Origin of the sequence: Bradyrhizobium sp. ORS 285 (assembly GCF_900176205.1) — a bacterium.
Taxonomy (GTDB): Bacteria; Pseudomonadota; Alphaproteobacteria; order Rhizobiales; family Xanthobacteraceae; genus Bradyrhizobium.
Genome location: NZ_LT859959.1, coordinates 4,892,393 through 4,911,431, shown reverse-complemented (window position 1 = coordinate 4,911,431; position 19,039 = coordinate 4,892,393). Strand labels below are relative to the sequence as shown.

At 66.4% G+C, this 19,039-nt stretch carries 20 protein-coding genes; 10 read left to right on the top strand and 10 right to left on the bottom strand.

The window, feature by feature from the left end:
• Positions 1 to 326: 326 nt before the first annotated feature.
• From BRAD285_RS22130 to cyoD, 6 genes are all read left to right on the top strand, one after another.
• Entirely contained in the window at positions 327 to 1,559 is a 1,233-nt protein-coding gene (locus BRAD285_RS22130; RefSeq protein ID WP_006611988.1) for an acetyl-CoA C-acetyltransferase, read from the top strand.
• A 236-nt stretch (positions 1,560 to 1,795) separates the two neighbouring features.
• Positions 1,796 to 3,592, top strand: coding sequence for a chloride channel protein (locus tag BRAD285_RS22125; RefSeq protein ID WP_371507215.1), 1,797 nt, complete (start codon positions 1,796 to 1,798; stop codon positions 3,590 to 3,592).
• 87 nt (positions 3,593 to 3,679) lie between these two features.
• On the top strand, positions 3,680 to 5,011 hold the full coding sequence (locus BRAD285_RS22120) for a sorbosone dehydrogenase family protein (protein WP_006611986.1): 1,332 nt from the start codon (positions 3,680 to 3,682) through the stop codon (positions 5,009 to 5,011).
• Positions 5,012 to 5,083: 72 nt separating this feature from the next.
• Positions 5,084 to 5,917 carry a COX aromatic rich motif-containing protein gene (locus tag BRAD285_RS22115; RefSeq protein ID WP_006611985.1) on the top strand — a complete coding sequence of 278 codons (834 nt, stop codon included), beginning with the start codon at positions 5,084 to 5,086 and terminating at the stop codon, positions 5,915 to 5,917.
• A 24-nt stretch (positions 5,918 to 5,941) separates the two neighbouring features.
• Positions 5,942 to 6,583, top strand: coding sequence for a cytochrome o ubiquinol oxidase subunit III (gene cyoC / locus BRAD285_RS22110; RefSeq protein ID WP_006611984.1), 642 nt, complete (start codon positions 5,942 to 5,944; stop codon positions 6,581 to 6,583).
• The gene (gene cyoD, locus BRAD285_RS22105; protein WP_006611983.1) at positions 6,580 to 6,987 is read left to right on the top strand and encodes a cytochrome o ubiquinol oxidase subunit IV; all 408 of its coding nucleotides are present in this window, start codon (positions 6,580 to 6,582) and stop codon (positions 6,985 to 6,987) included. The genes cyoC and cyoD overlap by 4 nt, the downstream gene beginning before the upstream one ends.
• 188 nt (positions 6,988 to 7,175) lie before the next feature.
• Here cyoD and BRAD285_RS22100 read toward each other — a convergent pair whose 3' ends face one another.
• Positions 7,176 to 7,943, bottom strand: coding sequence for a thermonuclease family protein (locus BRAD285_RS22100; protein WP_371507214.1), 768 nt, complete (start codon positions 7,941 to 7,943; stop codon positions 7,176 to 7,178).
• Positions 7,944 to 8,095: 152 nt separating this feature from the next.
• Between BRAD285_RS22100 and BRAD285_RS22095 the strand changes: the two genes are divergently transcribed.
• Positions 8,096 to 9,127, top strand: a complete 1,032-nt coding sequence (locus BRAD285_RS22095) for a S1C family serine protease (protein ID WP_006611981.1) — start codon at positions 8,096 to 8,098, stop codon at positions 9,125 to 9,127.
• 552 nt (positions 9,128 to 9,679) lie between these two features.
• Here the strand turns inward: BRAD285_RS22095 and BRAD285_RS35855 are convergent.
• Complete coding sequence (locus BRAD285_RS35855) at positions 9,680 to 9,949, bottom strand: hypothetical protein (RefSeq protein WP_172889719.1); 270 nt, start codon at positions 9,947 to 9,949, stop codon at positions 9,680 to 9,682.
• 561 nt (positions 9,950 to 10,510) lie between these two features.
• Between BRAD285_RS35855 and BRAD285_RS22085 the strand changes: the two genes are divergently transcribed.
• Together BRAD285_RS22085 and BRAD285_RS22080 are read left to right on the top strand one after the other, a co-directional pair.
• Positions 10,511 to 11,197: a cysteine hydrolase family protein gene (locus tag BRAD285_RS22085; RefSeq protein ID WP_006611979.1), complete on the top strand. Its 687-nt coding sequence runs from the start codon at positions 10,511 to 10,513 to the stop codon at positions 11,195 to 11,197.
• A gap of 85 nt (positions 11,198 to 11,282) precedes the next feature.
• Positions 11,283 to 12,926, top strand: a complete 1,644-nt coding sequence (locus tag BRAD285_RS22080) for a hypothetical protein (protein ID WP_006611978.1) — start codon at positions 11,283 to 11,285, stop codon at positions 12,924 to 12,926.
• A 53-nt stretch (positions 12,927 to 12,979) separates the two neighbouring features.
• On the opposite strand, the gene BRAD285_RS22075 is transcribed toward BRAD285_RS22080, so the two are convergent.
• The 3 genes from BRAD285_RS22075 to BRAD285_RS22065 form a co-directional block, all read right to left on the bottom strand.
• Positions 12,980 to 13,465, bottom strand: coding sequence for a TlpA disulfide reductase family protein (locus BRAD285_RS22075; protein ID WP_006611977.1), 486 nt, complete (start codon positions 13,463 to 13,465; stop codon positions 12,980 to 12,982).
• A 112-nt stretch (positions 13,466 to 13,577) separates the two neighbouring features.
• Positions 13,578 to 14,042: a hypothetical protein gene (locus tag BRAD285_RS22070; RefSeq protein ID WP_006611976.1), complete on the bottom strand. Its 465-nt coding sequence runs from the start codon at positions 14,040 to 14,042 to the stop codon at positions 13,578 to 13,580.
• Between the two features lie 68 nt (positions 14,043 to 14,110).
• A complete protein-coding gene (locus BRAD285_RS22065; protein WP_035646375.1) occupies positions 14,111 to 14,542 on the bottom strand; it encodes a DoxX family protein in 432 nt (143 codons plus the stop codon).
• A gap of 100 nt (positions 14,543 to 14,642) precedes the next feature.
• Here BRAD285_RS22065 and BRAD285_RS22060 point away from each other — a divergent pair, with 100 nt between their 5' ends.
• Positions 14,643 to 15,602 carry a LysR family transcriptional regulator gene (locus tag BRAD285_RS22060; protein ID WP_035646416.1) on the top strand — a complete coding sequence of 320 codons (960 nt, stop codon included), beginning with the start codon at positions 14,643 to 14,645 and terminating at the stop codon, positions 15,600 to 15,602.
• A gap of 136 nt (positions 15,603 to 15,738) precedes the next feature.
• On the opposite strand, the gene soxA is transcribed toward BRAD285_RS22060, so the two are convergent.
• Genes soxA through BRAD285_RS22035 form a run of 5 tightly spaced genes read right to left on the bottom strand, consistent with a single transcriptional unit; the run spans position 15,739 to position 19,034 of the window.
• On the bottom strand, positions 15,739 to 16,515 hold the full coding sequence (soxA, locus tag BRAD285_RS22055) for a sulfur oxidation c-type cytochrome SoxA (RefSeq protein ID WP_006611973.1): 777 nt from the start codon (positions 16,513 to 16,515) through the stop codon (positions 15,739 to 15,741).
• Positions 16,512 to 16,832 (bottom strand): thiosulfate oxidation carrier complex protein SoxZ, encoded by a 321-nt coding sequence (soxZ, locus tag BRAD285_RS22050; protein WP_035646373.1) that lies wholly within the window; start codon positions 16,830 to 16,832, stop codon positions 16,512 to 16,514. The genes soxA and soxZ overlap by 4 nt, the downstream gene beginning before the upstream one ends.
• The gene (locus BRAD285_RS22045; protein WP_006611971.1) at positions 16,832 to 17,320 is read right to left on the bottom strand and encodes a SoxY-related AACIE arm protein; all 489 of its coding nucleotides are present in this window, start codon (positions 17,318 to 17,320) and stop codon (positions 16,832 to 16,834) included. Before BRAD285_RS22045 ends, soxZ begins: the two co-directional genes overlap by 1 nt.
• A 6-nt stretch (positions 17,321 to 17,326) precedes the next feature.
• Entirely contained in the window at positions 17,327 to 17,773 is a 447-nt protein-coding gene (soxX, locus tag BRAD285_RS22040; protein WP_006611970.1) for a sulfur oxidation c-type cytochrome SoxX, read from the bottom strand.
• The gene (locus BRAD285_RS22035; protein ID WP_006611969.1) at positions 17,757 to 19,034 is read right to left on the bottom strand and encodes an NAD(P)/FAD-dependent oxidoreductase; all 1,278 of its coding nucleotides are present in this window, start codon (positions 19,032 to 19,034) and stop codon (positions 17,757 to 17,759) included. The genes soxX and BRAD285_RS22035 overlap by 17 nt, the downstream gene beginning before the upstream one ends.
• Positions 19,035 to 19,039 lie beyond the last annotated feature (5 nt).

Genomic DNA, 19,039 nt, shown 5'->3' with positions numbered 1-19,039 from the left:
TCTCCGAACCGAGAGGCAAATTGTCTCCTGCGGTCATCGGCTTATCGCGATGTCCTGGCGTGTGGCTTGCGAGGGAGGAGCTGGGCTGCCTGCTTCGCCGCAGGTGCTGCTCGAGCAGGGTTGAAGTCGTGTCGGAGCGAGACCCCCGCGGTTTGCGCGGCCGGTTCCGTGCCGCGAAAAAAAGCGTTCGCCATCAAGCACCTGAGCCCACGGCATTCAAACCTGATCCGCAGTTGCCGCGGTTGTCGAGCGCGACGGCGCAATGCTATCGACCGGGACAAGGACGACCGGACCGCCGGTTGCAGCTGATCAGGAGAGGAAACATCATGGCCGACGCGCTCATCATCGACGCCTGCAGGACCCCGCGCGGCATCGGCAAGGCCGGGAAGGGCGCGCTGGCGGGGCTGCACCCGCAACACCTCGGCGCCACCGTGCTGCGCGCTTTGGCCGAGCGCACCGGCATCAACACCGCTGATGTCGATGACATCATCTGGGGCTGCTCGTCGCAGCGCGGACCGCAGAGCGGCGATCTCGGCCGCATGTCGGCGCTCGATGCCGGCTACGACATCCGTGCCTCCGGCGTCACGCTCGACCGCTTCTGCGGCTCCGGCATCACCAGCGTCAACATTGCCGCCGCCCAGATCATGGCCGGGCAGGAGGATCTCGTCGTCGCCGGCGGCTGTGAGATGATGTCGATGGACGGTCGGCGCGGCGAGGGGCCGCTGATGATGGATGCCGGCAACCTGCATCTGCGCGCGCTGCATCCGCAATCGCACCAGGGCGTCTGCGCCGATGCCATCGCCACGATGGAAGGCATCACCCGCGCCGACGTCGATGCGTTGGGATTGGAGAGCCAGAAGCGCGCGGCGGCGGCGATCGCGGGCGGCCACTTCAAGAAGAGTCTGGTGCCGGTGCATCGCGAGGATGGCAGCCTCGCGCTGGACCACGAGGAATATCCGCGGCCGCAGACCACGGCGGAGGCCCTCGCCGGTCTGAAGCCGGCATTCCCGGCGATCGCCGACTACGCGCTCGACGACAAGGGCACGACCTATCGCAACCTGATCCTGCAGCGCTATCCGGGCCTTGATATCCAATTCATGCATCACGCCGGCAATTCCTCCGGCGTCGTCGACGGCGCGGCCGCGATCCTGCTGGCCTCGCCGTCCTACGCCAAGGCACATGGCCTGAAGCCCCGCGCGCGCGTGGTAGCGATGGCGAATATGGGTGACGACCCGACCCTGATGCTGAACGCGCCGGTGCCGGCGACCCGCAAGGTGCTGGCCAAGGCCGGGCTCACGATCGACGACATCGACCTGTTCGAGATCAACGAGGCGTTTGCGGTCGTCGCCGAGAAATACATCCGCGACCTCAAGCTCGACCGCGCCAAGGTCAACGTGAACGGCGGCTCGATCGCGCTTGGACATCCGATCGGCGCCACCGGTTCCATCCTGATTGGCACGCTGCTCGATGAACTCGAGCGGCGCGACCTCAAGCGCGGCCTGGTCACGATGTGCGCGGCCGGCGGCATGGCGCCGGCGACCATCATCGAGCGGGTCTGAGCGGCCCAAAATCCTTCGATCCGAACCGACGCCCGCTCCGGCCCTGCCGCAGCGGGCGTCGTCGTTTCGGATGGTGGCTTGCGACTTTCGCCGCGTTGCGCCGTTGATGCGTCGAAACGGGCCGCTGCGGTTCCAGTTTCCGGACCAGTCAACCACGTTTCGGCTGGAATGGAATTCGCGCTTGTTCCGCAAATTGCGACAGGTTATTGCCACGCAGAGGCCTCCTCGTAGAAGAAATGGCTCTCGTGCTCTCGACGCTGTCGCATATCATCGATCGCAAGGCTTCGAACCGGGTGGTCACGCGGCTGCGGGCGCTGCTGCGCAGCAACGAATTCTACCTGATACCGCTGGCCCTTGTGATCGGTGTCAGCACCGGCGCGATCGTGACGGTGATGAGCCTGATCGCGCAATTCGCGCATGTGATCATCTACGGCATCCCGATCGACGTCCGGCTCAGTGCCAACGCGTGGGTCAACCCGGTCGTCGCGCTGATTGCTCCGGCCTGTGGCGGCCTCTTCCTCGGCCTGATGGAATGGCTGCGCCGGCGCTGGAAGATTGCCGCGGCGGTCGACCCGGTCGAAGCCAATGCGCTGCGCGGGGGGCGGCTGTCGATGCGCGACAGCATCGTGGTCAGCAGCCAGACCCTGGTCTCCAACGGATCCGGCGCGTCGGTCGGCCTCGAGGCCGGCTACACCCAGATCGGCGCCGGCGTCGCCTCGCTGCTCGGGCAATATCTCACGCTCCGCCGCAACGACCTCCGGCTGATCGTCGGCTGCGGCGCGGCCGCCGCTATCGCCGCCGCTTTCGGCGCGCCGATCACGGGCGCATTCTATGCCTGCGAGCTGATCGTAGGCGTCTACTCGGTCGGCAGCGCGGCGCCGATCCTGGCTGCCTCGCTGGCGGGGGCGCTGACCTCGCAATATCTCACCGGCGCGCCGTATTCGCTGGAGATCCAGAAAGTCGGTGCCGTCGGCTTCGAGCAGTACATCGCGCTGTTCGTGCTGGCGCTGCTGGTCGCCTTCATCGGCATCGTGGTGATGCGCGCCTCGCCGGCGGTGGAGCGGCTGTTCGTCCGCATCCCGGTCTGGCTGCGGCCGGTGATCGGTGGCGTCTGTGTCGGCGCGATGGCGATCGTGACGCCGCAGGTGCTGGCGGCCGGCCACGGTGCGATGCTGCTCGACCTGCATCGCGAGATGGCGGTCGGCATGATCGCCACCATCATCGTGCTGAAGCTCGCGGCCTGCCTGATCTCGCTCGCCTCCGGCTTCCGCGGCGGTCTGTTCTTCGCTTCGCTGTTCATCGGCAGCCTGCTCGGCAAACTGTTCGCGGGCTTGCTCGCCATGGCCGGGCTGAGCCTGGCGCTCGACCCGCTGGTCGCGATGCTCACGGGCATGGCGACACTGGGAGTTGCCATCGTCGGCGGGCCGCTGACGATGTCGTTCCTGGTGCTGGAGATGACCCGCAGCGTCGACGTCACCGCCGTCGTGCTCGGCGCCTGCATCGTGACTTCGGTCTGCGTGCGCGTGCTGTTCGGGCACTCGTTTTCGACCTGGCGTCTGCATCTGCGCGGCGAGACCATCCGCAGCGCCAACGATGTCGGCTGGCTGCGCAACCTCACCGTCGAGCGGCTGATGCGCTCCGACGTCGCCAAGGTGCCGACCACCACCAGCATCGCCGCCTGCCGCCGCGAATTCGCGCTCGGCACACGGCAGGCCGTGGTGGTGGTCAACAACAGCGACGATTATTGCGGACTGGTCTCGCTGCCCGACCTGTTCTCGGGTGAGCTGGACTCCATCGCCGACGAGATCCAGGTGGTCGAGCTCGCCAAATATTTCGAGGTCGCGCTGCTGCCCGAAATGAACGTCAAGACGGCGATGAAGATCTTCGACGATTCCGGGGCCGAGGAGCTTGCCGTGCTGGAGTCGGAGAACAGCCGAAAGGTGATCGGCTTCCTGACCGAGTCCTTCGCCCGCCGCCGCTATGTCGAGGAAATCGACCAGGCGACGCGCGGCGTGCTCGGCGCGCTGTCTTGATGGCGTCACATCTAAGCGACACGTGATCTCCGGGCCCGGAACGGAGTAGGCTGCCGGCCGCTTGAGGCCTGCTGGCGCGAGGATGGCATGACGAGACCAACGAGATTTGCTGCCGTAGCTGGCCTGTGTGCGCTGGCCGCTACCGCTGCTGCGGCTGAGCCTGCCGTGCTCAAGGGCAGGGACGCATTCGGCAGCTGGCAGCGCGATACGCCGGGCACCATCAGACTGATCCGTCCCGAAGACCTGCCGAAGCCCGGCGCGACGGCGTCCGCCGCCAATGTCTCGCGCGTGGTGCAGCGGCCGGCGTCGGCGGTGCCCAAGGTCCCCGACGGCTTCAAGATCGCGCTGTTCGCCGAAGGGCTGAGCGGGCCGCGCATCATCCGCACCGCGCCGAATGGCGACATCTTCGTCGCCGAGACCCGCGCGGGCCGTGTCCGCGTGCTGCGGCCGAGCGAGGATGGCAGCACCGTCGCAACGAGCGAGATCTTCGCCGACCGGCTCGGCCACCCCTTCGGCATCGCGTTCTATCCAAGCAGCGATCCGCAATGGGTCTACGTCGCGAGCACCGAGCGCGTCATGCGCTTTCCGTATCGCGCCGGCGACCTGAAGGCCTCCGGGCCGGTGCAGGTCGTCGTGCCCGATCTCCCCGGAGGCTATGGCCACTCGACTCGCGACATCGTGTTCACCAAGGACGGCCAGCGTATGCTGGTGTCCGTCGGCTCGGCCGGCAATGTCGGCGAAGCCTTGGGCGAGCCGGCGGGCGGCCTCACCGCCTGGATCAAGGCGCATCCGCTCGGTGCGGCCTGGGGTGGCGAGACCGATCGCGCCGGCGTGCTGGCGTTCGATCCCGACGGCAAGAACCGCGCGCTGTTCGCGAGCGGCATCCGCAATTGCGTCGGCCTCGCCATCCAACCGGCGACGGGCACGCCGTGGTGCTCGACCAACGAGCGCGACGGGCTCGGCGACGATCTCGTGCCGGACTACGTCACGCGGGTGAAGGAGGGCGGCTTCTACGGCTGGCCCTGGTACTACATGGGCGACAACGAGGATCCGCGGCATCGCGGCGAGCGCGCCGATCTCAAAGGCAAGATCACGGTGCCCGACGTGCTGCTGCAGCCGCATTCGGCCTCGCTTGGCCTGACGTTCTACGACGCCAACATGTTCCCGCCGGAGGTTCGCGGCGATGCCTTTGCCGCCGAGCACGGCTCGTGGAACCGCTCCAAGCGGACCGGCTACAAGGTCATCCGCGTCAGGTTGAAGGACGGCTTGGCCACCGGCGAATACGAGGACTTCGTCACCGGATTCGTCGTCAACGACCGCGAGGTCTGGGGCCGGCCGGTCGGCGTCACCGTGGCGCGCGACGGCAGCCTTTTGATCTCTGAGGACGGCAACGGCACGATCTGGCGCGTCAGCCGCTGAGCTGTGTTTTGCGGCGCAGGAACCTCCGCATCCGATCTCGGTTGTGTGCGGGGTTGAACGCCGGAAGACCGCATGAACATCTTCGATCCGAAGGGACCGATCGCCGCCGCCCAGCAGACGATCCTGATCGATTCCGTGATCATCATGCTGGCGATCATCGTTCCGACCTCGATCGCGGTGCTGGCCGCAGCCTACTGGTTCCGCAGCTCCAACACACGCGCGCGCTACCGGCCTGATTTCGCCTATTCCGGCGCGGTCGAGCTCGTCGTGTGGTCGATCCCCGCGCTCACCGTGATACTGCTCGGCGGCGTCGCCTGGATCGGCTCGCATGAGCTCGACCCCGCCAAGCCGGTCGAAGGCACGGGGCTTCCTATTCGCATCCAGGCGGTGTCGCTCGACTGGAAATGGCTGTTCATCTATCCCGACCAGCGCATCGCCACCGTCAACAGCCTCACCGTTCCGATCGGCGCGCCGCTGCAATTCGAGCTGACGTCCGGCAGCGTGATGACCGCGTTCTTCATCCCGCAGCTCGGCGGCATGATCTACACCATGAACGGCATGGTGACGCGACTGAACCTGCGTGGCGATCATGTCGGCACCTACAAGGGCCTTGCCTCGCAATTCAGCGGCGACGGCTTTCCCGACATGATGTTCGACACCAACGTGGTGTCGCAGCCCGACTTCTCCAATTGGGCGACCAACGCGGCCAAGAGCGACCAGGTGCTGGACGAGGCGAGCTACAAGGAGCTTGCCGCGCAGTCCGTCGAGAAGACGCCGAAGACGTACCGGCTCAGTGATCCCGAGCTGTTCGGCAAGATCGCCATGCAGCACATCGCGCCCGCGCCGGGACCGCAGGTCAGCGAGAACAAGTCGCGCGAGGAGAGCGGAGCGTCGCATGCCCATTGATCTGTTTGCAGCCGGAGTGGACCGATGTCGGTGACCACGGTCGAGCAATCGCCGGCCTTGGCCGATCCGCATCATCTGCGCGCCACGGAGCATCCGGGTCCGGCGCCGAAGCGGATCGTGACGGGCTTTGGGTTCTGGATCTTCCTGCTCTCCGACATCGTGATGTTCTCGTGCTTCTTCGCGAGCTTCGCGGTGTTGTCGGGCGGCACGGCGGGCGGACCCGGCGGGGCCGAGCTGTTCGATATCCGCAACGTCGCGATCGAGACCGCGCTCCTGCTGCTGTCGAGCTTCACCTGCGGCATGGCGAGCATCGCCGCCGACCGCCACAACGCGCTATGGTTCCAGATCGCGATGGCCATCACCGGCCTGCTCGGCGCCGGCTTCCTGCTGATGGAGATCCGTGAGTTCGCCGATCTCGTCGGCCGCGGCGACGGGCCGAGCCGCAGCGCCTTCTTGTCGGCGTTCTTCACCCTGGTCGGCTGCCACGGCCTGCACGTCGCGGCCGGCATTCTCTGGCTGCTGACCATGATGGCCCAGGTGGTGGCGAAGGGATTCCGCGCCGACATCGAGCGCCGGATCCTGTGCTTCGCGCTGTTCTGGCATGCGCTCGACATCATCTGGGTCGCGGTGTTCTCCGTGGTCTATCTGCTCGGGAGTGCGACATGAGCGATCATGCCCAGGAGGTACACGGCCAGGAGTTCGGCGACCGCGGCGATCTCGCGCCCGGTGAGCAGCAGCACGGCGACCTGCGCTCGCGCGTTCTGTTATATCTCGCCGGCCTCGGTCTCGCGATCCTCCTCACCGCGGTGTCGTTCTTCATCGCGGGCACGAATCTCGTCTGGCAGCCCTCCATTCCCGTCGCCATCATCGTGCTGGCGATCGCGCAGATGGGCGTGCATCTCGTGTTCTTCCTGCACATCACGACCGGGCCCGACAACACCAACAACGTGCTGGCGCTGGCCTTCGGCCTGATCATCGTCTTCCTCGTCGTCGGCGGCTCGCTGTGGATCATGGCGAATCTGAACCACAACATGATGCCGATGGATCAGCTGATGCAGATGCAGCAGTGAAGCGTCCGAACGAGGCAACTTGGAGTCTTGTCGTTAGTTCTGTAGGGTGGGCAAAGGCGCGCCAGAGCATCTGTTGTGTTGCGCCGAACTCACCCGCGCCGTGCCCACCATCTCCGGCATGCTCGGACAGATGGTGGGCACGCGACGCCTGCGGCGCCGCTTTACCCACCCTACGATTCAGTGCCAGCTCACTTCTTCCCCGCCCTGCAATTGAACGCGCGGCGGAAACCCGACGCCCTTGCGTCGTCCTCGGAGCAGAACCAGCGGTCGGGTTCGGTGGTCGCGGGATAGCTCGGGCAGCCCTGCAGGTGATAGATGCCGATATTGCCGGTGACCCGGGCGCGCACGGCGAACTTGCCCTTGATGGTGCAGCCTGGCGGCGCGCTCGGCGTTTCCGGAAACAGCACCGCGCGGATCTCGCGATCACGATCGGCGCGACAGGCGGCGCCGAGCAGGGTGCCATCCTTCTTGTCACCGCGGAACTCGGCGGGAGCGATGAAGCAGCCCTTCCACAGCCCGCGCGCGGCGTCCTTGGCGGCGGCAATGTCGTCCTTGCCGCGATACTTCATGGCTGGGTCGACGCCGACGGCGTAGCCGGCGCGCGCGACCTGCTGGTTCAGGCTGAGCTTGTCGCCATCGACGGCGCAGAGACCGATCTTGCGGGTCTTCAGCGGCTTGTCCGGGCCGAGATCCTCACAACGCACCGAGCGGCCGCCGATCAGCTTCGTGAGCTGCTCGCGTGCCTCGACGCCGCAGCTCCAGGGATCGGCGTGGTCGTCGATGCAGAGCTGGTCCACCTCCGGCGCATCGATGCCGTCGAGCCGATACACGGTGTCGCCGAGCTGGATGGTGTCGCCGCTGCGCACCGTGGCGGTCGCCGCCAGCGCACCGCCAGTCATTCCGGCCCCCATCACCATCGCCGCACATAATGACAACAGCCGGTCTCGCAGCCGCATGTTTTCTCTCGCAATCACAATCATGAAATACCCGATTGAAGTCCTATCACATTGAACATGAGTCTCGCCAAGGGCAGCCAGGTTCGCGGCAGGCGCCCCGTCTTGCGTTGGAGGGGCCAGCTACCCATCTGACGTTACGAAGGAATTACGTCATGCTGGATTTCACCTCCGATGTCGCCGGCGACGCTCTGTCGCCGGCGCAAGCGCCGTCTGCCGTCCCGGTCGATGACCGGGCGCTGCTCGACGCCTATTCCAATGCGGTCATCGACGTCACCGAGCGGGTCGGCCCCGCCGTCGTGCGCGTCGAGACCGGACCGAAAGCCGGCTCCCGCGCCGAGCGCGGCGGGCTCGGCTCCGGCATCGTGATCTCGCCGGATGGGCTCGTGTTGACCAACAGTCATGTGGTCGGCAGCTCCAAGGCCATCCGGCTGCGTGATGTCGAGGGCGTCGTCACCGACGCGCAGGTGCTGGGCGTCGACCCCGACACCGATCTCGCGCTGCTGCGCGCCAACCACGCCCGCGACCTGCGCTACGCGGCGCTCGGCAATTCCAAGAGCCTGCGGCGCGGCCAGCTCGTGGTCGCGATCGGCAACCCGCTCGGCTTCGAGTCGACCGTCACCGCCGGCGTCGTCTCGGCGCTGGGACGCTCGATCCGCTCGGTCTCGGGCCGGATGATCGAGGACGTCATCCAGACCGATGCGGCGCTCAACCCGGGCAATTCCGGTGGCGCGCTGGTGTCGTCGGCCGCCGAGGTGATCGGCATCAACACCGCCATCATCCAGGGCGCGCAGGGCATCTGCTTTGCGGTCGCCAGCAACACCGCGCAGTTCGTGCTGTCGGAGATCATCCGCCACGGCTACGTCCGCCGCGCCTATATCGGCGTCTCCGGCCAGACCGCGCCGGTGCCGCGGCGTCATGCGCTGCTCGCCGGCGTCGAGAACAAGATGGGCGCGCTCTTGATGCAGATCGAGCCGGACGGCCCGGCGGCGCGCGCCGGGCTGCTGCCGGGCGATGTCGTGATCAAGCTCGACGGCGTCGACATCAACGGCGTCGATGATCTGATCCGCGTCCTCGACCGCGACCGCATCGGCCGCACCGTGGCGATGGACGTGCTGCGGCTAGGCAGATTGCGCGGCATCGACATCCATCCGGTGGAGCGCAAGCCGGCGAGGCAGGCGTCTTGATCGTCGCGGGACGCTGAGCCGTGACCACGACCACCGCCGTCGTCCCGGCCTTGAGCCGGGACCCATACCCCCAGGGAGAGGTTTGAGGCAGGCTGATCGTTGGCCTTTTGCCCAACACATCTGCTGCGGAGTATGGGTCCCGGATCGGCGCCCCGCCGCGCCGACGCGCGTCATGGCTTGTCCGGGACGACATTTCGGGGTGAGGCGCATTCACCGCTCCGCATCGCGAGCGAACTATCAGTCAGAGTCCGTAGGGTGGGCAAAGGCGCGCCGGGCTGTGAGCTGTTTGCTCCGGTTCATCGCGCGCCGTGCCCACCGTGCATCCGCTTGCTCGGTCATCATGGTGGGCACGGCGCGGGATAGAGATTTGCCGGCAACGCAGGTCCGGGGCGCGCCTTTGCCCACCCTACGGCAGCGTCGCTTGGGGCCGGTTTCACAGTCTCAAACAGCACGGACATGACATCTCGATCTCGCGGCGCATCACGCCCGAGGCTTGCGATCAACTCGTCCCTCGCAAGATGCAGAGGGCGCAGGGAATGCCGGGTGAGGGCCTCACCCATGGCCCGCCTGCGGAAAAAATGCAGGCGGCAGGTACCACAGGCAAAGCCGGAACACGCCGGCATTCCCTGCGCGATGGTCTTCACGCTTATACGCAGTCTCCCTGGTGCGCCGGGCTTCTTGGCCACCATCACCACGCAGCACGTCAGTGCCATCGCGGCTTGACACCAGCGTCGGGGTGTCAGGACGCTGCGACTTCACGTCCGCGAGCGATCGTTCGTCCACGCCCTCGTTGCCGAGAACGCTGCGATCTTTCGCGGCCACCGCATCCCCGCCTCGCGTGTCGTGACGATCGCGCGCTACGCCCCTTCTGCTTGAGGCGGGATGTTGGGAGATAATCATTAATTCTGAAAAATAGCAAGTCGATTATTTTTATCGAAAGATGCCCGCCTCGTCCTCCGCTGTCGTCCCGGGCTTGACCCGGGACCCATACGCCGCGGCGGGAGTGGTGAGAGCGATCTGGTCGACGTCTGCGCGACAAATTGCGGCCCGTGGTTATGGGTCCCGGGTCAAGCCCGGGACGACACCTGTTGTGGGGCGCGATCGGTGTTCAACCTCCGGCATGGGATGAGGTCCAACTCCGTCGGTTTGCTGCCGCACCGAGTTGCAGCGGGGTGATCGTTGCATGCAATGGACGCTCATGAAATGGGCTGCGATTCCCGTTGAACGAGCCTGCTCAGCAAGCGGGCAACTTCGGTGATCTGACCAACCTGTTGAATTAGTTCGCGCTTCGCGACCGCTGTCGCCCTCAGCCCAATTGTACACAATGGCACACCGCTTGCTTCGTCTTCTGCGACGCATTTTCGCGGGGAGGCACGCGGCGACATGGCGAACCCAGCTGCATCGGCAACCGCAACGATCATCGCCGAACCGGAGCCGATCGCGCTCGACCTGTCCAGGACAGCGCTCGTCATCATCGACATGCAGCGCGACTTCATGGAGCCTGGCGGCTTCGGCGAAACGCTCGGCAATGACGTCTCGCAGCTTGCGCGCGCGGTGCAGCCGATCGCCAATGTGCTGGCGGCGGCGCGCAAGACCGGCATGCTGGTGATCCATACCCGCGAAGGCCACAAGCCGGATCTGTCCGACGCGCCGCCGGCCAAGGTCGAGCGCGGTGCGCCGTCGCTCCGCATCGGTGATCCCGGGCCGATGGGGCGCATCCTCATTCGCGGCGAGGCCGGGCACGACATCATTGCCGCGCTCTATCCTACAGACGGCGAGGTCGTGATCGACAAGCCGGGGAAGGGCGCGTTCTACGCGACCGAGCTGGGCGACGTGCTGAAGCAGCACGGCATCGAGAACCTGTTGGTGTGCGGCGTCACCACCGAGGTCTGCGTCAACACCACCGTGCGTGAGGCCAATGACCGCGGCTATCGCTGTGTCGTCATCTCCGACGGCTGCGCGTCCTACTTCCCGGAATTCCACGAGATGGGCCTGAAAATGATCAAGGCGCAGGGCGGCATCTTCGGCTGGGTCGCGGACTCCGCCGCGGTGCTGAAGGCCATGACCTGAGAGATGGCCTGAAAGACGGACTGAGAGATCTGAGACGGATGAGTTCGATCATGTAGTCGCTGACGGCAAACAGGGGAGCAAGGCGATGAGCGGAAGCGGGACGGCAAGCTCGGTCAAGGCGGATTTCAAGCCGGTGCTCTGGACACCCGGCGATTGGAACGCGTTCTTCGGTTTCGGCACCAACATCCTCGTCAACATGCTCGTCCTCACCGGGCTGTTGCGCTTCGTGCTCAAGATGCCGGACAGCCTGGTGTTCGGCCGCATCCTGCCGGCGCTCGGCCTGATGATGTGCCTGTCGACTCTCTACTACGCGTTCCTCGCCTATCGGCTGGCGCAGAAGACCGGACGGACCGACGTCTGCGCGCTGCCGTCGGGCGTCAGCGTGCCGCACATGTTCATCGTCACCTTCGTGATCATGCTGCCGATCACCTTGAAGACTGGCGATCCTTTGAAGGGCTGGTCGGCCGGCCTCGTCTGGGTGTTCTTCCAGAGCTTCATCCTGATGATCGGCGGCTTCATCGCCCCCTACATCCGCAAGATCACGCCGCGCGCCGCGCTGCTCGGCACGCTCGCCGGCGTCTCCGTCACCTTCATCTCGATGCGGCCGGCGCTGGAGATGTACATGACGCCGCAGATCGGGCTGGTGTGCTTCGCGATCATTCTCGTGAGCTGGTTCGGCGGCGTGAAATATCCGAAGGGCTTGCCGGCCGGCCTCGTCGCAATCGCCGTCGGCATGATCATCGCCTGGGGCTCGAACCTGTTCGGCCTTGGGCTCGGCGGCCTCAGCGTCAAGGGCGTCGGTGATGCCTTTGCAAGCTTCGGCTTCTCGGTGCCGCTGCCGGCGTTCGGCACCGTGTTCTCCGGCTTCGAATATCTCGGCATCATCCTGGTGACCGCGATCCCGTTCGGCATCTACGACCTCGTCGAGGCCATGGACAATGTCGAGAGTGCGGAAGCGGCTGGCGACGAATATCCGACTACGCGGGTGCTGACCGCCGACGGCGTCGTCAGCCTGATCGGCTGCATGATGGGCAACCCGTTCATCAATGCGGTCTATTTCGGCCATCCCGGCTGGAAGGCGATGGGCGGCCGCATCGGCTATTCCGCGGCGACCGGCCTGATGGTGATCGTGCTGTCGTGGCTCGGCATCATCTCGGTGCTGCTGGCGCTGGTGCCGGTGGTCGCGATCTCGCCGATCCAGCTCTACATCGGCATGCTGATCGGCGCACAGGCGTTCCAGACCACGCCGGTCAAGCACGCGCCGGCGATCGTGCTCGCCTTCACCCCGCATCTCGCCGCCTGGGCCAAGCTGCAGATCGACACGATGCTGGTGTCCACGGTGACCGCGGCGCAGAGCGTCGGCGGGCTGGCGGCCGACAAGGTCGATGCGGTGAAGACGGCGGCGATCGCGGCGCTGCCGCAGCAGGGCGTGCTGTATCACGGCCTTGAGGTGATGGGCGGCGGCTCCATCCTCGCCGGCCTCGTGCTCGGCGCCATCGGCGTGTTCGTGATCGAGCGCGACTTCACCAAGGCGGCGGCGTTCGCGCTGGCCGGGGCGGTGATGACCTTCTTCGGCTTCATGCATGGTGAGGCGGTCGGGGTCGGCGTCACACCCGCGGTCGCCGCCGCCTACGTCGTGGTCGCGGCCGGCCTGTTTGCACTGGGCCGGCTCGGCATGTCCGAGAGCTACGTGCCGCACGCCGACATGCACGCGGCGCCGGCGGAGTAGCTCAACCCGTGACTGATAGCTGCAGCCGGCGGCCTTGCCGCCGGCTTTGATGCTTACGGCAGATCGAGATAGTAGCGCAGCAAAGCCTGGCAGGGTTCTGACAGCCATTCGGCAGCGCCCGTGACATAGCCTTCGATCAAGCCGCTGGTCCCGATCAGATAGGTGATGGGCATCGCCGGGGTCGCGAAGATGGAGGTCTCGGCATTGGCCGGGTTGGTCGCCTGCGCATGCGGGTCGGCGAAGGAGAGGCGGGGCATCGCGATCGCCTCCGCATAGCGGCGGATCGTCTTGACGTCGCGGCGATCGGTACAGATGGTCCAGACGTCGAGCGCCGGCATCCACGTGCGCTCCAGCGCGGCGAGCGTCGGCAGGTCGGTCTTGCAGGCCGCGCACCAGGTGGCCCAGAGATTGACCAGCGTGACATGGCCCGGCTTGGGCGCGAGCGTGACGTCCTTGCCGTTCAGCTCCTGCAGCTTGAGCGGCGGCAGTGGTTTGCGCGGCCGCTCGACGATGAACTGGCTGCGGCCGCTGCGAAACATCGGCGGGCTCGGATCATCGGCAGCGGCACGGAGAGCCAGTGACGATCCGAGCAGGGTGGTCGCAGCTCCCAGGAGGGCTGCGCGGCGCGTGAGCGCGCTTGAAGCCGCCGAGCTAGCCATGGATATAGGCCCAGCCCTTGCGCTGCAGCTCGACGACGCGGCCGATGCCGAACGGCACCAGCCTGGCGCCGTCGATCAGCTGGATCGTCAGGTTCTCCTTGCTTTCGGCGATCGCCTTCGACGAGGCGCACATGCTGAAGCCGATATGCGGATACATCTGGCGCAGCGCAGCGATCGGCTCCAGCAGCGGAGATTTGTCGGCGCGGAAGACATCGATGCCGGTGCCGTTGGCGACGACCTCGATGATGGGTGTCTGTCCGAGGCTGGCGAAATGCCGCGTGAGATTGCCCGAATAGCTGATGGCGTGGCCCATCACATGCGGATCGTTGCGGTCGATCAGGATGACGATGCCGGCGTGATGCTGGGCGAGGGCCGGCACGGCGGGGGCTGGGGCGCCGAGGGCCGTCGCGCCAGCCAGAAAGCCGCGGCGCGAGACTGGTGCGACAGGGTCGCTCATCGCTGCTTCCTTGGAACGCGCGAGATGGGACGCCGGCGCTGGATCAACCAGCGTCGAATAAACGGGGCTCAGCCGCGCGGCGCGATCGGCGCCTTGCTGTTGCGGCCCCACAGCACGAACACCGACAGCGCCAGCAGCAGGACGTTCAGCGGCGTCACCGCGCCTTCACCACGCGAGATGTGGAAGACGAAGGCGAACACCTGCAAGGTGGTGCAGCCGAGCGCGGCCAGCACGGTGAGGCGCGGCAGGATGCGGGTGAGCGACGGCAGCAGGATGCCGAGGCCGCCGGCGAGATCGATCAGGCCGATGCTGCGGACGAAGCCGACCGAGTACTCGCCCGCCCACGGCATCATCTGCGACAGCTCCGGGATCGGCGTGAACAATTTTGTCACGCCGGCGAAAGTGAACAGGGCAAAGAGCAGGGCCTGGGCGGTCCACAGGCCGATGCGCAGGGCCAAAGAGGGCTGGAGCGGAAGATCGTTGGTCGTCGTCGCGGACATCAGGGGTCTCTCCGGGATTGAATCCTGAGCCGACATTGATGATTTCGTCCGACTTGATCATTATGCTTATCGTTGAAGTATCATTTCCTCTAGGTTGATGATGGATACGCTGACCAGTATTCGGGTATTCTGCCAAGTCGCCGAGCTCAAGAGCTTCGCCGCGGCGGCCGACCGCCTGAACCTGTCGCCGGCAATGGCGTCCAAGCACGTCATGCAGCTGGAGCAGCGGTTGTCGACGCGGCTGCTCAACCGTACCAGCCGCCGCGTCGGGCTGACCGAGGCGGGGCAGGTGTATTTCGACCAAGTCCGACCGATGCTCGATCAGCTCGACGAGGCCGAGGCCGTCGTCAGCAAGGCCACCGTAATTCCGCGCGGCACGTTGAAGGTCAGCGCGCCCGTGTGGTTCGCTAATCCGTTGTTCGCCGGGATGCTCGCGGCCTATCACGCGCGCCATCCGGACGTGGTGCTCGATCTCGATCTCAGCGGCCGCCTCGTCAATCTCGTCGAGGAGGGTTTTGATCTCGCGCTGCGCGTTTCCGCGACGCCGGGAGACGGGCTGATCGCCCGTCCGCTGCCTCCGGTGCTGATGCAGCTCGTGGCGTCACCGGCCTATCTGGCCGCCGCGGGGCGGCCGGCGACGCTCGCCGATCTCGATGGTCATGGCTTCCTGAAATACGCGCATTATCCGGTGAGCACGATCCTGGTCCCCGACGCCGACGGCGAGGTCGCGCTCGGCTTCCGCGACGTGCTGATCAGCGGCAATGAGACGCTGCTGCACCAGGCCGCCGTCGCAGGCCTCGGCATGGCGGTGCTGCCGCGCTGGCTGATGGCCGACGATCTCGCGAGCGGCCGGCTCGAGGCGGTGCTGCCGGAACTGCTGACGATCAAGGCGCCGCTGCTGGCGGTCTATCCGAGCCGCAAATACCTCTCCGCCAAGGTCCGCACCTTCATCGACTTCATCGCCGCCGATCCGCTGATGAAGCAGGCCTCGGAAGGCCCCGCGACGGCGATCGATCCGATCGCGGTGCTGGCGAGGAAGGTACGGAAAGTGGAGGCGTGAGGTCTTGGGGCTGAAGGTCTCTCGGCCGTCATGGCCGGGCTTGACCCGGCCATCCACGTTGTCCGGAAAGAAAGACGTGGATGCCCGGGTCAAGCCCGGGCATGACGAGTGATCCACATGCGTGAGGTTTGACCGCTCACGGCCGCACCGCCGGAGCGTCCATCGGCATGCCCCGCGCGCGCGACATCAGATAGAGCTCCAGCGCGATCATGTCGGCCGTGTCGAAATCGAACGCCTGCGCGCGGACGCCGGTCATGCAGCCGCGGAGGCGGCGTTGCAGCGAGCCCATGGCTTGCCACTCGAGGCGATAGATCGGGTAGCCGGTCGGCTGTCCCTGCGTGATCGCGGAGCCCGCGAGATGCTTGTCCCAATTGTCGTCGTGGCAATTGGCGCAGGCGAGATTGAGCTGGCCCTGGCGCTGGACAAACAACTCGCGGCCTCGCGCGACGAAGGGCTTCAGCCGCGGATCATCGCCGGCCGTGATCGGCATGCCGCGCGACTGCTTGGCGAGCAGCGCCGTCAGCGCAAGCAGCTCGCGGCTCTCGGGCGCAAAGGCATCCGCCTCCTGGTGCTGACTGCGGCAGAGATTGACACGTTGGCCGAGATCAACCGGTGTGGCGCTGGCGGCGCTGAAGGCGGGATAACGCGCGGCCACGCCCTTCTTGCTGACGTCGACGGCGCCATGGCAATCGCTGCAGGATTTGTTGGCGGCGCCAGTCTTCGTCGTCCACAGCGTCTCGCCGTCGAGCACCGACAGCATCGCGGGATTGGCGGTGTCGTCGTCCTGCATCGCCTTGCTGTCTGACGACATGAACTCATAGCCGGACCGGCGGTCGGAAGGCGTGATCTCGCCGGCCAGCACGGGCAGCGCCATGCCGAGCAGTGCCGCCGCGAGGAGAACACGCGGCCTCATTCGACCGTGATCGCTGCCGACGCGGTGGCGACAAAACCATTGTCGCCGATCCATTCGAACTGGAATTTGCCGCTCTCGCTGGCCGTGGTGAAGAACGACAGGAACGGGTTGGCGGCGATGGTGGGATACAGATCGACGCGGAAAATCTCGGCGCCGTTGAACCTGCAGGTGAAGCTCGTGATGATGTCGCGCGGCACGACCTCGCCGGCGGCGGTGTGGCGATAGCCCGGCTCCATGACATGGCTCATCAAGGTCTTGATCTCGATGACAGCGCCGCTCTTGGCCTTGGGCGGGACGTTGACGAGGGCGGCGGGCATCACGGCATCTCCTCGGTGCAGGCGGCGAGCGTGACGATGACGTCGACGCTCGCCGACCAGAACGTGCCGTCGGAGAGCTTGGCGATCGCCACGACCTTCTGGGTGTCGGCGAGCCGGATGCGCGTCGTGACCTGGGCGCGGCCGGCGCTCGGCGCGAGATGGAAGTTCGCGACGTTGGGCTGCGGGTTCTTCTCGTTGAAGACGTGGATGCTCTTGACGTAGTTGTCGGGCGTCATCGGGTGATCGACGCTCACGGTCATCGGCACAGTGTTGCCGTTCTCGACCAATGGCGGAATGTCGAGCCGGATCTTGCCGGCCTGCACATAGGCTTCCCCGACGAGATTGCGTATGGCGGAGGCGAGCATCGCCGGCGTCGCCTGCGCCGGGCGGACGGTGATCAGCGGGAGCGCGCTCGTGGCAGTGACGGTTCCTGCCAGTTGCAGCAGGTGGCGGCGCGAGAGGTGAAGCGGGTCGAACATGCTGATCATATAGGCTTACTCGCGCAGGGTCGCGAGATAGGCGACGATGTCTTCGATCTGTTCCGCCGACAGGATCGGCTTGTCGCGCCAGGCGGAACCGACGCGGGTCAGTCCCTCGACGCGGTAGTAGGACGGCATGATCGTCTGCGGATTGATGCTGGAGGCATCGACCAGCCGCAGCCGCAATTGCGGGATCGTCGCGCGGCTGCCGGCGCCGGCGAGGTTTGGGGCGAGGTCGCCCTGGAAACGCGCTTCCGGGAATGGGCCGGAGTGGCAGAGGATGCAGGTCGAGCTGCGCGCCAGCACTAGCGCACGGCCGCGCGCGGGATCGCCGGGCTGGCCGGTGAGCGATTGCGCGATGCCGTCGCCACTGATCGTGTAGGGCGTCAGCGCCTGCGCGAGGGCGGCCGCGGGCAGGGTGGTCATGAGCACCGCGATGATGCAGCTAGCCGAACGCATCATGGGTCAGCGCCTTGAACCAGGCCGTCGCCGCCTCCGCCTCGGCCGTGCGGGTCGCCGGCGGTGCATCCACCGGGCTTGTCTTGCCACCTTCAACTTCAGCGAACAGATCGCCCTTCGGCTGATAGACGCCCGACAGCGAGAACGCGTAGTCCGGCGCGACGAGGCTGTAGCAGACGCCGGTCAGCGGCGGCGGCTCGGATGTTGCTCCGGTGAGATCGCGCGTGATCACCGCCGCGCAGGCCTTGCCCTGCGCCTGCGCTGCGCCCGCCGATTTCGGAATGCCGCCGCCGAGGCAGGCGTCGCCGATGACATGGACGTCCGGCACGAGCTTCGAGGCGAACGTCGCGGCGTCGATCGGGCACCAGCCGGTGCGGTCGACCGCGCCGGCAAGCTGTGCGATGCGGCCGGCTTTTTGCGGCGGGATGATGTTGGCGACCTCGGGATTGTAGTTGCCGAACTCGGTGATCACCGTATGTGTCGCGACATCGACGCCGGTGACGCGGCCGCCCTGTGACAGCGGAATGCGCTCGATCATGCCGGGATAGAGCTGCTGCCACGCGTTCTCGAACAGCTTCTGCTGCGAGAAATTGTCCTTGGCGTCGAGGATCAGCACCTTCGACTTGGGCTTGCGCGTCTTCAGATAATACGCGATCAGGCTGGCGCGCTCGTACGGCGCGGGCGGGCAGCGCGAGGGATTGGCGGGGACTGCGATCGCCACCGTGCCGCCGTCGGGCATCGCCTCGATCTTCTGGCGCAACAGCACCGTCTGCTCGCCGGCCTTGTAGGCGTGCGGCATGACGGTGGCGGCCGCCTCGTCGTAGCCCTGCAATGCGGTGAAATCGATGTCGATGCCCGGCGCGAGCACGAGCCGGTCATAGTCCAGCGTCGTGCCGTCGGCGAGCGTCACCTTGTGCGCGGGCGCATCGATTAAAGTGGCTGCCTGCAGCACGACGCGAACGCCCTCGGCGGCGATCTTGTCATAGCCGAACTGCTGCGCGCCGATGTCGCGCAAGCCGGCGATCACCTCGCTGCTTTGAGGGCAGGAGGTGAAGGTCTTGTTGGCTTCAACCAGCACGACGTCGAATCTCTCATCGGCCTTGCGCAGCGCGCGGGCGCAACTGGCGCCACCAAAACCGCCGCCGATCACGACGACGCGCGCGGCCGTCTGCGCGCGCAGCACGGCGGGCACGGCGATCATGGCAGCACTTGCCGCGATCAGGCCGCCGACCTCTCTGCGCGTGCGCGGCCGGGTGAATGTCATGTCGT

Excerpts from the sequence above, each read along its gene's own strand:
- BRAD285_RS22125 (WP_371507215.1), top strand. The coding sequence starts at position 1,796 with ATGGCTCTCGTGCTCTCGACGCTGTCGCATATCATCGATCGCAAGGCT.
- BRAD285_RS22120 (WP_006611986.1), top strand. The coding sequence starts at position 3,680 with ATGACGAGACCAACGAGATTTGCTGCCGTAGCTGGCCTGTGTGCGCTG.
- BRAD285_RS22095 (WP_006611981.1), top strand. The coding sequence starts at position 8,096 with ATGCTGGATTTCACCTCCGATGTCGCCGGCGACGCTCTGTCGCCGGCG.
- BRAD285_RS22075 (WP_006611977.1), bottom strand. The coding sequence starts at position 13,465 with ATGTTTCGCAGCGGCCGCAGCCAGTTCATCGTCGAGCGGCCGCGCAAA.
- soxZ (WP_035646373.1), bottom strand. The coding sequence starts at position 16,832 with ATGCCCGCCGCCCTCGTCAACGTCCCGCCCAAGGCCAAGAGCGGCGCT.
- BRAD285_RS22045 (WP_006611971.1), bottom strand. The coding sequence starts at position 17,320 with ATGATCAGCATGTTCGACCCGCTTCACCTCTCGCGCCGCCACCTGCTG.
- soxX (WP_006611970.1), bottom strand. The coding sequence starts at position 17,773 with ATGATGCGTTCGGCTAGCTGCATCATCGCGGTGCTCATGACCACCCTG.
- BRAD285_RS22070 (WP_006611976.1), bottom strand. The coding sequence starts at position 14,042 with ATGAGCGACCCTGTCGCACCAGTCTCGCGCCGCGGCTTTCTGGCTGGC.
- soxA (WP_006611973.1), bottom strand. The coding sequence starts at position 16,515 with ATGAGGCCGCGTGTTCTCCTCGCGGCGGCACTGCTCGGCATGGCGCTG.
- BRAD285_RS22130 (WP_006611988.1), top strand. The coding sequence starts at position 327 with ATGGCCGACGCGCTCATCATCGACGCCTGCAGGACCCCGCGCGGCATC.
- BRAD285_RS22100 (WP_371507214.1), bottom strand. The coding sequence starts at position 7,943 with ATGCGGCTGCGAGACCGGCTGTTGTCATTATGTGCGGCGATGGTGATG.
- BRAD285_RS22085 (WP_006611979.1), top strand. The coding sequence starts at position 10,511 with ATGGCGAACCCAGCTGCATCGGCAACCGCAACGATCATCGCCGAACCG.
- BRAD285_RS22115 (WP_006611985.1), top strand. The coding sequence starts at position 5,084 with ATGAACATCTTCGATCCGAAGGGACCGATCGCCGCCGCCCAGCAGACG.
- cyoD (WP_006611983.1), top strand. The coding sequence starts at position 6,580 with ATGAGCGATCATGCCCAGGAGGTACACGGCCAGGAGTTCGGCGACCGC.
- BRAD285_RS22060 (WP_035646416.1), top strand. The coding sequence starts at position 14,643 with ATGGATACGCTGACCAGTATTCGGGTATTCTGCCAAGTCGCCGAGCTC.
- cyoC (WP_006611984.1), top strand. The coding sequence starts at position 5,942 with ATGTCGGTGACCACGGTCGAGCAATCGCCGGCCTTGGCCGATCCGCAT.
- BRAD285_RS22065 (WP_035646375.1), bottom strand. The coding sequence starts at position 14,542 with ATGTCCGCGACGACGACCAACGATCTTCCGCTCCAGCCCTCTTTGGCC.
- BRAD285_RS22035 (WP_006611969.1), bottom strand. The coding sequence starts at position 19,034 with ATGACATTCACCCGGCCGCGCACGCGCAGAGAGGTCGGCGGCCTGATC.
- BRAD285_RS22080 (WP_006611978.1), top strand. The coding sequence starts at position 11,283 with ATGAGCGGAAGCGGGACGGCAAGCTCGGTCAAGGCGGATTTCAAGCCG.